This window comes from Micromonospora sp. NPDC047465, from assembly GCF_040643125.1.
Taxonomy (GTDB): Bacteria; Actinomycetota; Actinomycetes; order Mycobacteriales; family Micromonosporaceae; genus Micromonospora.
The window spans coordinates 36,026-49,163 of sequence record NZ_JBEYTP010000006.1 but is presented as its reverse complement, the minus strand read 5'-3'; the positions used below and the strand labels follow the sequence as shown (position 1 = coordinate 49,163).

At 76.0% G+C, this 13,138-nt stretch carries 12 protein-coding genes; 8 read left to right on the top strand and 4 right to left on the bottom strand.

From position 1 onward, the window contains the following. Positions 1-151: 151 nt before the first annotated feature. The 3 genes from ABZ793_RS08400 (at position 152) to ABZ793_RS08390 (ending at position 1,922) form a co-directional block, all read left to right on the top strand. Positions 152-427, top strand: a complete 276-nt coding sequence (locus ABZ793_RS08400) for an isoamylase early set domain-containing protein (RefSeq protein WP_357453885.1) — start codon at positions 152-154, stop codon at positions 425-427. Between the two features lie 115 nt (positions 428-542). Continuing rightward, on the top strand, positions 543-1,289 hold the full coding sequence (locus tag ABZ793_RS08395) for a lytic polysaccharide monooxygenase (RefSeq protein ID WP_357453882.1): 747 nt from the start codon (positions 543-545) through the stop codon (positions 1,287-1,289). A 66-nt stretch (positions 1,290-1,355) separates the two neighbouring features. Further along, positions 1,356-1,922 (top strand): DUF305 domain-containing protein, encoded by a 567-nt coding sequence (locus ABZ793_RS08390; protein WP_357453879.1) that lies wholly within the window; start codon positions 1,356-1,358, stop codon positions 1,920-1,922. Between the two features lie 55 nt (positions 1,923-1,977). Here ABZ793_RS08390 and msrB read toward each other — a convergent pair whose 3' ends face one another. Next, the gene (gene msrB, locus ABZ793_RS08385) at positions 1,978-2,391 is read right to left on the bottom strand and encodes a peptide-methionine (R)-S-oxide reductase MsrB (RefSeq protein ID WP_357453876.1); all 414 of its coding nucleotides are present in this window, start codon (positions 2,389-2,391) and stop codon (positions 1,978-1,980) included. A gap of 47 nt (positions 2,392-2,438) precedes the next feature. Between msrB and ligD the strand changes: the two genes are divergently transcribed. Then, the gene (gene ligD / locus ABZ793_RS08380; protein ID WP_357453873.1) at positions 2,439-3,464 is read left to right on the top strand and encodes a non-homologous end-joining DNA ligase; all 1,026 of its coding nucleotides are present in this window, start codon (positions 2,439-2,441) and stop codon (positions 3,462-3,464) included. Between the two features lie 36 nt (positions 3,465-3,500). Here ligD and ABZ793_RS08375 read toward each other — a convergent pair whose 3' ends face one another. Next, a complete protein-coding gene (locus ABZ793_RS08375; protein WP_357453870.1) occupies positions 3,501-3,794 on the bottom strand; it encodes a hypothetical protein in 294 nt (97 codons plus the stop codon). A 158-nt stretch (positions 3,795-3,952) separates the two neighbouring features. On the opposite strand from ABZ793_RS08375, the gene ABZ793_RS08370 reads away from it, so the two are divergent. The 4 genes from ABZ793_RS08370 to ABZ793_RS08355 all read left to right on the top strand — a co-directional run bounded on the left by ABZ793_RS08370 (position 3,953) and on the right by ABZ793_RS08355 (position 11,791). Next, the gene (locus ABZ793_RS08370; protein WP_357453867.1) at positions 3,953-7,147 is read left to right on the top strand and encodes an FtsX-like permease family protein; all 3,195 of its coding nucleotides are present in this window, start codon (positions 3,953-3,955) and stop codon (positions 7,145-7,147) included. A 4-nt stretch (positions 7,148-7,151) separates the two neighbouring features. Next, positions 7,152-9,902: an FtsX-like permease family protein gene (locus tag ABZ793_RS08365; RefSeq protein ID WP_357453864.1), complete on the top strand. Its 2,751-nt coding sequence runs from the start codon at positions 7,152-7,154 to the stop codon at positions 9,900-9,902. Between the two features lies 1 nt (position 9,903). Then, positions 9,904-10,902: an ABC transporter ATP-binding protein gene (locus tag ABZ793_RS08360; protein WP_357453861.1), complete on the top strand. Its 999-nt coding sequence runs from the start codon at positions 9,904-9,906 to the stop codon at positions 10,900-10,902. A 70-nt stretch (positions 10,903-10,972) separates the two neighbouring features. After that, positions 10,973-11,791, top strand: coding sequence for an ABC transporter ATP-binding protein (locus ABZ793_RS08355; protein WP_357453858.1), 819 nt, complete (start codon positions 10,973-10,975; stop codon positions 11,789-11,791). 120 nt (positions 11,792-11,911) lie between these two features. Here the strand turns inward: ABZ793_RS08355 and ABZ793_RS08350 are convergent, their stop codons facing one another. Further along, positions 11,912-12,448, bottom strand: coding sequence for a hypothetical protein (locus ABZ793_RS08350; protein ID WP_357453855.1), 537 nt, complete (start codon positions 12,446-12,448; stop codon positions 11,912-11,914). A 164-nt stretch (positions 12,449-12,612) separates the two neighbouring features. Next, complete coding sequence (locus tag ABZ793_RS08345; RefSeq protein WP_357453852.1) at positions 12,613-13,065, bottom strand: GNAT family N-acetyltransferase; 453 nt, start codon at positions 13,063-13,065, stop codon at positions 12,613-12,615. Positions 13,066-13,138 lie beyond the last annotated feature (73 nt).

The window sequence follows — 13,138 nt, the reverse complement described above, 5'->3', positions numbered from 1 at the left end:
CCCCCCGAAACAGGACACGTTTTCCCAAGCCTGCAGTACGCGCGCGGCTCTGGCGGTCGAAACGGTCGAGCTGGTCGGGTCCGGCGGCGTGTCGCCCCCGGCGTGTCGGCCGTTGTACGGGGTGACCGCGTGCGACCGGAGGAACGACGACATGATCAAGCGGAACAAGCTCTTCGGCAACCAGACCCGGGTCACGTTCAGCCTGCCCCGCGACACCCCGCCCGGCGCCGTCAGCGTGGTCGGCTGCTTCAACGGCTGGGAGCCGGGGCGGCACGAGCTGGTCCCGCGCCGCGACGGCACCCGTACGGTCACCGTGCGGCTCGGCCCGGGTGAGTACCGCTTCCGCTATCTCGCCAGCGGGGGTGTGTGGCTGGACGACGACTCCGCCGACCGGATCGACGAGCGGGGCGGCCTGCTGTTGCTCTGAGGGCTGAGCGCTGAGGGTCATCGATGTTTTTATCGACAGGAGTCTTTACTGTTAAGAAGGTTTAATTTATGTTGGGTGGCACCTCACCAGCCCGAAGTCCGAAGGAGCTGCCACCATGCGCCGAAGAATCACCATCCCGCTCGTGGCGACGGGCGCCGTCGTCTCCACCCTGGCCGTCGCGGCGCCCGCCCAGGCCCACGGCTACGTGTCGGGGCCGCCGAGCCGCCAGGCGCTCTGCGCCCAGGGCCGGGTCCCGGACTGCGGGCAGATCAAGTACGAGCCGCAGAGCGTGGAGGGCCCGAAGGGGCTGCGCAGCTGCCACGCCGGGATCGCCCACTTCGCCGTCCTGAACGACGACAGCCGGGGCTGGCCCGCCACCGCGGTCGGCTCCTCGGTGACCTTCACCTGGACCAACACCGCCCGGCACGCCACCAGCAACTGGGAGTACTTCGTCGGTGGCACCCGGGTGGCGGTCTTCGACGGCGGTGGGCGGCAGCCCGGGGCCACCGTCTCGCACACCGTCAACCTGAGCGGCTGGCCCGGACGGCAGAAGGTGCTCGCCGTGTGGAACATCGCGGACACCGCCAACGCCTTCTACTCCTGCGTCGACCTAGAGGTCGGCGGGGGCGGCGGCCCGTCGCCCACGCCGAGCCCGACGCCGCCGGCCCCGTCGCCCACCCCGACCCCCACCGCCTCCCCGACCACCCCTCCCGCCCCGGGCGGCAGCTGGACGGCGGGCCGGGCGTACCAGGCCGGCGACCAGGTCACCTACGGCGGGCTGACGTACCGCTGCCGGCAGGCGCACACCGCGATCCCCGGCTGGGAGCCGCCCTACGTGCCGGCGCTCTGGACCCAGGTCTGACCGTACGGGTGCGGCCCGCCCCGGCGCGCGCCGCACCCGTCACCACCCCCCGGATCGGAGTACGCCATGCGACGGCTGCGCACGGTCGCCCTGCTCGCCGCCCTGCTGCTGGCGCCCGGCTGCGGCGGGGGGACACCCCCGGCGCCGCCCGCGCCCGCAACGACCGCGGCCACCGGGAGCGCGCTGAGCGGGCTGGACGTGGTCTTCCTGACCACCATGGCGGCGCACACCGAGCAGACGCTGGAGATGGTGCGGCTCGGCCGGGACCGGGTGACCGACCGGAAGCTGCGTACCCTGGTCGCCGCCATCGAGGTCACCGAGTCCGACGAGCTCGCCACGATGCGCGGCTGGCTGCGGGACGCCGGGCCCGCCGCCGGGGCAGCCCACCGGCACGACCACGACCACGGGACCGCCGCCGGGGACCTGGCACGCCTGCGGGCCGCCCCGGACGGCGAGGTCGACCGCGTCCTGCTCGACGTGCTCGGCGCCCACCAGGGCGCGGCGGCCGACCTGGCCCGGGCGCACCTGGCGGTCGGCAGCGACCCGAGGGTGCGCGACCTCGCCGGACGCGTCGAGCGCTCGCGTACGGCCGAGGTCTCGCTCCTGGCCGGGCTGGCGGCGGCCCGGCGCTGACCCGGCGGCCCGTGGTCGGGGTCGCCCGGCCGCCCGACCCGGCGGCGCCCCCGCCTCAGGCGTCGGCGCGCGGCTCCAGTCGGATGGAGACCGAGTTGACGCAGTGCCGGGTGTCCCTGGGGGTGAAGCCCTCGCCCCGGAACACGTGACCGAGGTGGCTGTCGCACCGGGCACAGCGGATCTCGGTGCGGCTCATCCCCAGGCTGCGGTCCTCGACCTCCTTGACCGCGCCGGGGATGGCGTCGTCGAAGCTGGGCCACCCGCAGTGCGAGTCGAACTTCGTGTCGCTCGGGAAGAGCTCCGCGCCGCAGGCCCGGCAGCGATAGATCCCCGGCGTCTTCGTGTCGACGTACTCGCCGGTCCACGGGCGCTCGGTGCCGGCCTCCCGCAGCACCCGGAACTCCTCGGGGCTGAGCCGGACCCGCCACTCTTCCTCGGTGCGGGGCAGTTCGCTCTCGTCAAGACTCACCCGCCAACGGTACGCCGGACGTCGGGGGTGTGGCATATGGTCGCGCCATGGGTGGCACGAAGGCCGCGGCCGAAGAGATCGAGGTGGCCGGGCACACCGTACGGCTGACCAGCCCGGAGCGGGTCATCTTCCCGCAGCGCGGCTTCACCAAGGCCGACGTCTTCCACTACTACGTCGCCGTGGGCGACGGCATCATGCGCGCGCTGCGCGGGCGTCCCACCACATTGCAGCGTTTCCCCGAGGGAGTCGAGGGGGAGGCGTTCTTCCAGAAGCGGGTGCCCGCGCGGGGCGTGCCGGCGTGGGTGGAGACGGCCACCATCAGCTTCCCGAGCGGTCGCAGCGCCGCCGAACTCTGCCCGGCCGACCTGGCCCACGTGGCGTGGGCCGCCCAGATGGGCACCATCGTGTTCCACCCGTGGCCGGTGCGCGCCGCCGACGTCGACCGCCCCGACGAGCTGCGCATCGACCTCGACCCGCAGCCGGGCACCGACTTCGCCGACGCGGTCGCCGCCGCCGGCGAGCTGCGCGGGCTCCTCGACGAGCTGGGCGTCCCCGGCTGGCCGAAGACCTCGGGCGGTCGCGGCGTGCACGTCTACCTGCGGATCGCGCCACGCTGGACGTTCACCGAGGTGCGCCGGGCCACCATCGCGCTCGCCCGCGAGCTGGAGCGGCGCCGGCCGGAGCTGGTCACCACCGCCTGGTGGAAGGAGCAGCGGGGCACCCGCGTCTTCGTCGACTACAACCAGATGGCGCGGGACCGCACGATCGCCTGCGCGTACTCGCTGCGGGCCAACGCCCGGGCCACCGTCTCCACCCCGGTCACCTGGGACGAGCTGCCCGACGTCGACCCGGACGACTTCGACCTGCGCAGCGTCCCGGCCCGGCTGGCCGAACGCGGCGACCCGCACGTCGGCATCGACGACTCGGCGTGGGATATCACCCCGCTGCTGGAGTGGGCCGACCGGGACGCCGCCGCCGGGCAGGGCGACATGCCGTACCCGCCGGACCACCCCAAGATGCCCGGCGAGCCGAAGCGGGTGCAGCCCTCCAAGGACCGCGACCGCCCCCGCTGACCGGCCCGCGCCGGCTGCCGCCCGGCGGCGTGGCCGTCACCGCCGGTCGGCGTACGCCTCCACGGCCTCCTTGGCCGAGCGCAGGTCCGCGCCGGTCGCCTTCCGGTACGCGGCGATCGCCTTGATCTTGTCGCCCCGGACCAGGTGTTCCCGGACCCCCGGCGGCACGGGCGCGGCGTCCACCACGCCCAGGTGGTCCATCACCAGCGTGAGCCGGCGCTCGATCTCGGCGAGCCGGTACGCGGTCCGCGCCTGCTCGGCCCTGCCGGGCACCTGGGCGGCGAGCAGCGCGACGACGGCGACCACGAGCACGGTGAGGACGATCTCCATCCGGCGATGGAAGCACAGCGCCGCCATCCCGTCCGCCCGCGCCCGATGATGGACCGCCGCCGATCTGGTAACGATCAAGTAACGGGCGCGAACCTTTCCCGGACCGTCACCCCTCTCCCTGATCGTCGGCCCGACACGGGGCCAGGGGAGGGCATCGGATGAAGCTGGTGTGGAGGCGGGCCCACGAGGCGCGCGGGCTGTTGCTCGCCGCGGTGGTCGCGGCCCTGGTGGCGGTCGCGTTGGTCACCGGCCTCTCCGACTACAACCGCCGAGCCGTCGAGGCCGGCCAGCGCGCCCTGCTCACCGGGGCGTCCTTCGAGGAGCGCAGCGTCCTGGTCAGCGGGGCGGCCGGCCGGGACGCGACCGAGTTCGCCACCCGGGACCGGGCGGTCCGCGACGGCTTCGCCGCCGGTCTCGGCGGTGCGCCGATCACCGTCGACGCCGCCCGCTACGGCGGTGGCCGCGAGCTGACCGGCGACCTCGGCCCGGTGGTCCGGGAGGGCGACGACCCGGTCTTCGCCAGCCTCGCGACCCTCGACGACCTGCCCCGTCACGCGGAGCTGAGCAGCGGCGCGTGGCCCACCCCCGGGGCGTCGCCCATGCAGGTGACGTTGCCGGAGAAGGTCGCCGGCGCGCTCGGGATGGCCACCGGCGACCGGGTGCCGATGCTGGACCGCAGGTCCGAGCGGAGCAGCGAGGTGGTGCTCGTCGGGACGTGGCGCCCGCGCGACGCGGCCGACCCGTACTGGCTGCTGGCCCCCGGGGTGGGCGCCGGCAGCGCGGCGGACTCCGGCACCTCGTACGGGCCCTTCGTGCTGGACCGGGCCGACTTCGTCGCGACCTACCCGGGCGCGGTGTCGGCGTCCTGGGTGGTCGAGCCGGACCTCGCGGCCGTGGCCCGCGCCGGCCGGCTGCTCGACGTGCGGGCGGCGCTGAGCGCCGCCGTCGCCGAGGTGCCCGAGGCGGCCGGGCTGGGCTCCTCGGCCCAGACCGTCACGGCGATCGACCGGCTGCTCGACCGCGTCGCCCGGGCCGACCTGGTCGGGCGCTCCTCGCTGGCCACCCCGCTGCTGCTGATCGTGGTCCTCGGCGGGTACGCGCTGGTGCTGGTCGCCGCGCTGCTGCACGAGGACCGGCGGGGCCAGACCGCCCTGCTCCGGGCCCGCGGCGCCGCCCGGCGGCAACTGGCCGGCCTGGCGGCCCGGGAGGCGGCGCTGGTCGTCCTGCCCGCCGGCGTGCTGGGGCCCCTGATCGCCGGCGAGGCGCTGCGGCACGTGGGCACCGACGGTGCCGCCCCGCTGGCGCTCTCCTCGGGAAACACCACGCTGGTCTGGGCCGCCGCGGCCGCCACCGCCGCCGGTTGCCTGGTCGCGATGGTCGTCCCGACGCTGCGGGGGGCCGGCACGTACGTCGCCGACATGGCGGCCCGGTCCCGTCCCACCCGCGCCGCGACCGTCCAGCGGGCCAGCCTCGACCTGGTGCTGGTCGGCTTCGCCGTGCTGGCCTGGACGCAGCTGCGCCAGTACTCCTCGCCGGTCACCGGGGCCGGCGGGCGGCTCGGGGTCGACCCGCTGCTGGTCGCCGCGCCGACGCTGGGCGTGCTCGCCGGCGCGGTCGTGGCGCTGCGGCTGCTGCCGCCCGCGACCCGGTTCGCCGAGCGGTTCGTCGACCGCCGGCCGTGGACGGCGACGATGTTCGGCATGTGGCAGGCCGGCCGGCGCCCGCACGCCGGCCCGGTGCTGCTGCTCGCCCTCGCCGTCGGCGGCAGCACCCTGGCCTGGTCGCTGGTGACGACGGGGGAGCGGTCGCAGGCCGACCAGGCCGAGCACACCGTCGGCGCCGACCTGCGGGTCGTCGAGCGTACCGGCGCGGCGCCCGACGACCGGGCCGGTCAGCTCGGCGTGCTGCCCGGCGTCGACGGGGTGCTGCCGGCCTGGCGGGACGAGATCCGCCTCGGCCGCGACGACCTGCCGACGACGGTGGTGAGCCTGGACGCCGCGGGCGCGGCCGGCGTGCTGCGGCTCAACGAGCGACTGGCCGACGAGCCGGTGCCGGCGCTGCTGGACCGGCTGACCCGGGCGCGCGGCGCGCCGGCCGGCATGGACCTGCCCGCGGGCACCCGCTCCCTCACCGGCACCGTGCGTACGCCCGTGCGGGGCGCCGTCACGCCGCACCAGATCGGTCTCTGGGTGCTGCTGACCCGGGCGGACGGGCTGGCCTTCCGGATCCCGGCGGGCAGCAGCGGCAGCGACGGCCGGCCGGTGCCGTTCACCGTCGCCGTCCCCGACGGGGCGGGCGCCGTGCGGCTGTCCGGCTTCGAGATCGACGGCGGGGACGCGCGCGGGCGGGCGTACCGCCTGGAGGTGTCGGACCTGCGGCTGGTCGGCGCGGACGGCGCGGCCCAGCCGGCGTCGCTGGCCGGCGGGTGGGTGGCCGCCGACGGCCAGGGGAAACCGGTCAGCGCGAACGTCACGGCCACCGGCCTGAGCGCCGAGCGGGAGGTCGAATACCTGGCGGGGGGCCGGTTCGCGTTCCAGCCGTCGAGCCGCTTCGCCCTGGTGCCGGCCGCCGAGAACCGGCCGGTACCCGCGCTGATGACCCCGGCGGTGCGCGACGCGCTGAGTCTGCGCACCGGTGACACGGTCGACCTCGTGCTGTCCGGCGCGACGCTGCCGGTCACGCTGGTGGGCGAGCTGGACGAGGTGCCGTCCACGGCCGGCGAGGGCGTGCTGCTGGACCTGCCGGCGGCGACGGACTGGCTGATCCGGGACCGGGGCGCCGTCCGGCCGGTCGCGGAGTGGTGGCTGGGCACCGACGGCGACGGCCACGCCGAGGCGGCCCGCGGGGCGGCCGAACTGGCCGGCACCACGCTGCTCGACCGGCGGGAGGTGGCCGAGCGGGCCGCCGGCGACCCGTACTGGCAGGGGGCCCGCACCGGGCTGCTCGCCGCCGCGCTCGGGTCGGTGCTGCTGGCGCTGGTCGGCCTGGTCGTCGACGTCTGGGCGACCGCCCGGCACCGGCTGGGGGAGTTCGCCGTGCTGCACACGCTCGGCGCCAGCCCCCGGCTGCTGGCCCGGGCGCTGCTGGCCGAGCAGACCTTCCTGGCCGGCATCGGCGTCGGCGTCGGCCTGCTGCTGGGCGCCGCGGTCGGCGCGACCATGGCCCCGCTGGTCATCCTCACGCCGTCCGCCGGTCGGCCGGTGCCGGAGGCCGCCTTCGTGGTGCCCTGGCTGCCCATCGGCCTGACCGCGCTCGGCCTGCTGCTGGCGGCACTCGCCTTCAGCGCGTTCATCGCCCTCGGCATCCGGCAGCGGGTGGCCGTGGCGCAGCTGCGGATCGGGGGAGACCGGTGACCGGGTGGAGCGTAGGGACGACCAGGAGCGGAGACGGGGCGTGGTGAGCATCGGGGCGGTCGCCCGGCGGGTACGGGCGTACGGCGGACAGTTCCTGCTGCTCGCGGCGCTGACGCTGGTCGCCATGCTGGTGATCAGCGGCGTGCCGAGGATCGTCAACGATCACGCCCAGCAGGGCCTGCGGTCCCACCTGGGCGCCGTGCCGCCGCAGCAGCGCGACGTGACGTACTCGACCGGGCCGCTCGTCGACACGGACACAGACACCTCCCTGGTGGCCACGCACCAGGGCGACCTGGCGAAGCTGGAGGCCGGACTGCCGCCGGTCGTACGCCGGATGGTCGAACAGCGGTGGTTCACCGCGGAGACCGCGGCCAGCCGGGTGCGAGGCCCGGACCTGGCGGCGAAGAACCTCCTGGTCGACCTCGGCCTGCGGGCCGTGCCGGGGGTCGAGGAGGCCGGCACCCTGGTCGAGGGGCGCTGGCCGGCCGACGCGCCGAAGGGCCAGCCGGTGCAGGTGGCGCTGGCCGAGGATGTCGCCCGCAAGCTGAACCTGCGGCTCGGCAGCCGGCTCACCCTCGCCGCGCCGACTGCCGGCTCACCCTTCGAATCCATGCCCCCCGTCCAGGTCGCCGTGGTCGGTCTCTTCCAGCCCCGCGCCGGCACCGACGGGTTCTGGGACGGCCTGCCGCCGCTGTTGCGGATCGTCGAGCCGGAGGGGGACGGCGAACCCTTCATCATCGTCGGCGTCGTCGACGGCGCGGCGCTGGACCGCCAGGCTGTCGCCGGCTGGCCGATGTCGTTCAGCTGGCGCTACCGGCTGGGTGCCGACGGCATCGACGTCCGCGAGCTGGACCAGGTGATCGACGGCCTCCAGCAGACGACCCGGGAGACGGCCGGCCGGGACATCATCCAGGGGCTGGACATCCCGCTGCGGGAGTTCGCCGCCGAGGTGGACAGCGCCCGGACGGTGCTCGGGGTGATCGCCGCGGGCGTGTTGGCCACGCTGGCCGGCCTCGTGGCGCTGGCCGCCGGGCTGCTGGTGCGCCGGCGCCGGGCGGAGTTCATCCTGCTGCGTGCCCGGGGCGGGGCGGCCACCACGAACGCGGGCCGCAGCCTGGCCGAGGCGCTGCTGGTGGTGCCGCCCGCCGCCGCGCTCGGCTGGCTGCTCGGCGGCCTCGCTCCCGGGGCGCCCGGGGAGACCTGGTGGCTCGCCGTCGTCGCGACCGTCCTGGTGGCGTCGGCGCTGCCGGTGGCCACCCTCGCCGTCTCCACCGGCGGCACCGGGCGGCGTGACCTGGTCCGAGCGCGCCCCTCCGCGCGTCGGCTCACGGCGGAGGCGGCGCTGCTGGTCCTCGCGGGTCTCGCGGTCGTGCTGCTGCGCCGCCGTGGCCTCACTCCCGGCGAGGTCGATCCGCTGCTGGTCTCGGTCCCGGTGCTGCTGGCCGTCGCCGCGGCGGTGGTCGCGATGCGGTTGTACCCGTGGCCGCTGCGGCTGGTCAGTCGGCTCGCGGCCCGCGCCCGGGGCAGCGTCGCCTTCCTCGGTACCGCCCGGGCCGGCCGGTCGGTCGTCGCCGTACCGCTGGTGGTCGTCGTGCTGGCCATCGCGACGGCGGCGTTCTGCGCGGTGACGGCCGCCGGGATCGAGGCGAGCCGGGACCGGGCCGCCAGCCGGGCGGTCCCCGCCGACGCCCTGATCCTGGGGGAGCGGATCGCCCCGGACACGGGCGCCGAGTTGGAGCGGCTGCCGGGGGTGCGCGCCGCGAGTCCCGTGCTGCACGAGGCGGGCCAGCGCCTGACGAAGGACGCGATCGGCACCGACACCATGCTCGGCAGCGTCACCGTGCTCATGGTCGACGGCCCCGCCCTGGCCCGGATGGTCAGCCAGGCCGGCGTCGACGTGACGGTGCCCGCGGCGCTGCGCACCCCCGCCGGGGGAACCGGCCCGCTGCCCGCGGTGGTCTCCCCGACGGTCGCCGCCGAGCTGACCGCCGCCGGACTGGACGGCTCCGCCTTCGTCAGCGCCCAGGGCCAACGGTACGAGTTCCGGGTCGCCGAGCGGACGGAGAGCTTCCCGCTGCTGCGCGCGGGCAGCAGCCGGTTCGTCATCCTGCCCTGGCAGTCGTTGCCCCGCCGGGACTACGCCGCCGTGCCGACCGGCTTCCTGGTCGTCGGCGACGGGCTGGACGTCGAGGCGCTGCGCCGGGTCGGCGACGCCGGGCAGTCCCGCTTCCAGACGGGCGGGACCGTCACCGGCCGGGAGCGCACGCGCAGCGTGGAGGTGCTGACCTTCGCGGACACCCGCCGGCAGGTGGGCGAGGGCGGCGCGAACGGGGTGCTCGCCTTCGGGTTCGTCGCCGGCGCGGCCGGCGGGACGGCGCTCGGCCTGCTCGCGATCGCCTTCACGGTGCTCGCCGGCGCCCGGGAGCGCGGCCAGGTGCTGTCCCGGCTGCGCACCCTCGGCCTGTCCCGGCGCCAGTGGCGCGGGCTGCTGGTGGTGGAACTGGCCCCGCTGGTGGGCGTCTCGGTGGTGACCGGCGCGCTGGTCGGCACGGTGTTGCCGCTGCTGCTCACGCCGGTGCTCGGCCTGTCCGCCTTCACCGACGGCGTGGAGGTCCGGGTGGCGTTCGAGCCCGGCCTGGCGGCGGGGGTCGTCGCGTTGGGGGCGGTCGCCCTCGGCTTCGCGGTCGCCGTCGAGGCCCTGAACAACCGCCGGATGCGCCTCGGCGAGGTGCTCCGGCTCGGAGAGGAGAGCTGACATGACCGCTACCGCGGAGACCACCGCCGTGCCGGACCTGGCCGCCCTGCAACAGCGGGCCGCCGAGCGTGCGGCGGAGCGGGCCGGTGGCCGGGACCTGTTGCGCGGGCACATCGTCTGCGACGGGCTGGTCCGGATCTTCAAGACCGAGGGGGTGGAGGTGGTCGCGCTGCAGGGGCTCGACCTGGTCATCGACCGGGGCGAACTGGTGGCGATCGTGGGCGCCTCCGGTTCCGGCAAGTCGACCCTGCTGAACGTCCTCTCCGGGCTGGACACCCCCACCGCCGGCATCGCCCGCGTGGGCGACTACGACCTGCTCAACCTCTCCGCACGGCGGAGACTGAGCTACCGGCGTGACATGGTGGGGTTCGTCTGGCAGCAGACCGGCCGCAACCTGCTGCCGTACCTGACCGCGCTGGAGAACGTCGAGCTGCCGATGCGGCTGGCCGGCCGGCGGGGCGGCCGGCGGGCCAACCGCGAGCGGGCGCGGGAACTGCTCGACCTGGTCGGCGTGGGCCACTGCGCCGACCGGCGGCCGGGGCAGCTCAGCGGCGGCGAGCAGCAGCGCTGCGCGGTGGCGGTGGCGGTCGCCAACGACCCCGAGGTGCTCTTCGCCGACGAGCCGACCGGTGAGCTGGACGAGGCGACCGGCGCCGAGGTGTTCGGGGCGCTGCGCACCATCAACGCCGAACTCGGCGTCACCATCGTGGTGGTCACCCACGACCACGCCGTGGCCACCCAGGTCCGCCGGACCGTCGCGATCCGCGACGGCCGGACCGCCTCCGAGGTACGCCGGACCGCTCGGATCGGCGCGGACGGCAGCACCGAGCTGGTCAGCGAGGAGTACGCCGTGCTCGACCGCACCGGCCGGATGCAGCTGCCGGCGTCCTTCGTCGACGCCCTGTCGCTGCGGGACCGGGTGCGGCTCAACCTGGAGCCGGACCACGTGGAGGTGCGGCCGGGCGACCGGGCGCGGGACGAGCGGGAGGCGACGCAGTGAGCGGGCCAGGAATCAGTCGGTACCGCGTGGCCGAGCCGGTCGGCCGCGCCGAGCGCAGCGGGGCGGGATCATGAGCGAGCGGGACGTGATGGCGGACGGCCGGTACGACGGGGCGACGGTCGACGGGCGCTCCGGCGGGACGGTGACGGACGGGCGCTCCGGGGACGTCGCGGACGGGCGGCCCGGCGCAAGCGTGGCGGGCGTCGCGGTCACCGACGAGGTGGTCCGGGTGACGGAGGTCAGCCGCACGTTCGGCCGCGGCGAGCACGCGGTGCACGCCGTGCGGGAGGTGTCCTTCTCCGCCGGGCGGGGCGAGCTGGTAGCCGTACGGGGACGCTCCGGGGCGGGCAAGACCACCCTGCTGAACCTCGTCGGCGGGCTGGACCGGCCCGACTCGGGCCAGGTGGTGGTGGCGGGGCACGACGTGACCGGGGTCGGCGAGCGGGAGCTGCTGGAGCTGCGCCGGGGCATCGTCGGCTTCGTGTTCCAGACCTTCGGGCTGGTGCCGATCCTCTCCGCCGCCGAGAACGTCGGTGTGCCGCTGCGGCTGGCGCGGGTGCCGGCGGCCGAGCGGGAGGATCGGGTGGCGGTGCTGCTGGAGCTGGTCGGCCTGGGCGGGCACGCCGCGCAGCGGCCGTACGAGCTGTCGGGCGGGCAGCAGCAGCGGGTGGCGGTGGCCCGGGCCCTGGCCAACGAGCCCGACCTGCTGATCGCCGACGAGCCCACGGGCCAGCTCGACTCGGAGACCGGCCGCTCGATCATGGACCTGATCCGGGCGGTCGTGCACGCTCGGGGCATGACCGCGCTGGTCGCCACCCACGACCCGGCCCTGATCGACCTCGCCGACCGCGTCCTCACCCTCCGCGACGGCCGCCTGGTCGACGGCTGACCGGGGCGGGTCCGCACCGACGTGCGGTGCGGACCCCCGGGCGCCGGCGACCGGGGCGAACGAGGCGCCCGGGCCGCGCGGGTCGGGGCCGGTGGCCGGCTCGTCGAGCGCGGCGCGCACTCAGTCCCGGCAGCGACGCCGGTGGTAGGCCACGGTGAGCGCGAGCAGCAGCGGACCCCAGAGCAGCAGCGGGAGGTAGCAGGCCAACAGCAACGCCGCCCCGCCAGGGGAGAAGCCGAAGTCGCCGCCGCGCGGGAGCCCGCCAATCGCGGCGTACCCCCAGATCAGGATGAGCGCGACGCCGCCCGCGGTGGCCGCGGTCTCGGCGAACGGCGGCGGCACCCGCCGACCGCCGACCAGCGGCAGCCAGCGTGGGAAGATCTCGCCCCACTGCCGGACGAGTCCGATCGAGAGCAGCGCCAGCGCCTCCTGGACCACGCTCAGCGACAGGATGTAGACGGCCTCCCAACCGCCGACCCGGACCGGCTCGCCGTTCGCGAACGCGCCGATCGGGACGCCGGCCACCAGTGCGATGCGCCACAGCCCCGACGGGAGGGTGACCAGGGGAATCAGGTGGGCGGTCCGCACCGCCCACCGCGGTGCCGATCGTCCGTCCCGGGCGTGACCCGACGGGGCGATGGCGGTTGCGGTGCTCATGACAGACTCCGTTCCTCGGCGGCTGCTGCTCCAGCCTCGCCGGCCGAGGACGGCCCGCCACCCCGCCGGTGGGTGAACCGGCTCCCCGACGCGGGGGAGCGTCCCCCGGTCCCGGGCCACCGTGCGGCTCGCGGAAGGCGGGGGCGGCGGGCCGGGCCCCGAGGTCAGAGCGGAAGCTTCATGCCCTCGTGGCTGGCCACGAAGCCGAGGCTGAGGTAGAAGCGGTGGGCGTCGTGGCGGGTCTTGTCGGTGGTGAGCTGCACCAGGGCGCAGCCGCGCTGCCTCGCCTGGTCGACGGCCCAGGTCATCATCTGCCGGCCGAGGCCCCGCCCGCGCCGGTCCGAGCGGACGCGGACGGCCTCGACGAGCTGCCGCTCCGCGCCGTGCCGGCCGAGCCCGGGGATGTAGGTGAGCTGCATGCAGCCGACCACCTCACCGTCCGCGTCGGCCACGATCAGCTGGTTGCGCGGATCGGCGGCGATGTCGGCGAACGCCCTCTCGTACGCGTCGTCGACCTCCGTGAAGTCCCGGGACTTCCCGAGCATGTCGTCGGCGAGCAGGGCCAGCACGGCGGGCAGGTCGGCCCGGACCGCCTCCCGGAAGGTCACGTCGCTCATGCCGCCAGCGTGACACAACGATGTGGGGCGATGCGGGGGCGGCGCTTGCCGGCACCGGGCAGCATGATGGCTC

Bases quoted from the DNA above. Each gene is read 5' to 3' on its own strand.
- ABZ793_RS08345 (WP_357453852.1), bottom strand. From the start codon at position 13,065: ATGAGCGACGTGACCTTCCGGGAGGCGGTCCGGGCCGACCTGCCCGCC.
- ABZ793_RS08375 (WP_357453870.1), bottom strand. From the start codon at position 3,794: ATGGAGATCGTCCTCACCGTGCTCGTGGTCGCCGTCGTCGCGCTGCTC.
- ABZ793_RS08350 (WP_357453855.1), bottom strand. From the start codon at position 12,448: ATGAGCACCGCAACCGCCATCGCCCCGTCGGGTCACGCCCGGGACGGA.
- ABZ793_RS08400 (WP_357453885.1), top strand. From the start codon at position 152: ATGATCAAGCGGAACAAGCTCTTCGGCAACCAGACCCGGGTCACGTTC.
- ABZ793_RS08390 (WP_357453879.1), top strand. From the start codon at position 1,356: ATGCGACGGCTGCGCACGGTCGCCCTGCTCGCCGCCCTGCTGCTGGCG.
- ABZ793_RS08355 (WP_357453858.1), top strand. From the start codon at position 10,973: ATGAGCGAGCGGGACGTGATGGCGGACGGCCGGTACGACGGGGCGACG.
- ligD (WP_357453873.1), top strand. From the start codon at position 2,439: ATGGGTGGCACGAAGGCCGCGGCCGAAGAGATCGAGGTGGCCGGGCAC.
- ABZ793_RS08360 (WP_357453861.1), top strand. From the start codon at position 9,904: ATGACCGCTACCGCGGAGACCACCGCCGTGCCGGACCTGGCCGCCCTG.
- ABZ793_RS08395 (WP_357453882.1), top strand. From the start codon at position 543: ATGCGCCGAAGAATCACCATCCCGCTCGTGGCGACGGGCGCCGTCGTC.
- ABZ793_RS08370 (WP_357453867.1), top strand. From the start codon at position 3,953: ATGAAGCTGGTGTGGAGGCGGGCCCACGAGGCGCGCGGGCTGTTGCTC.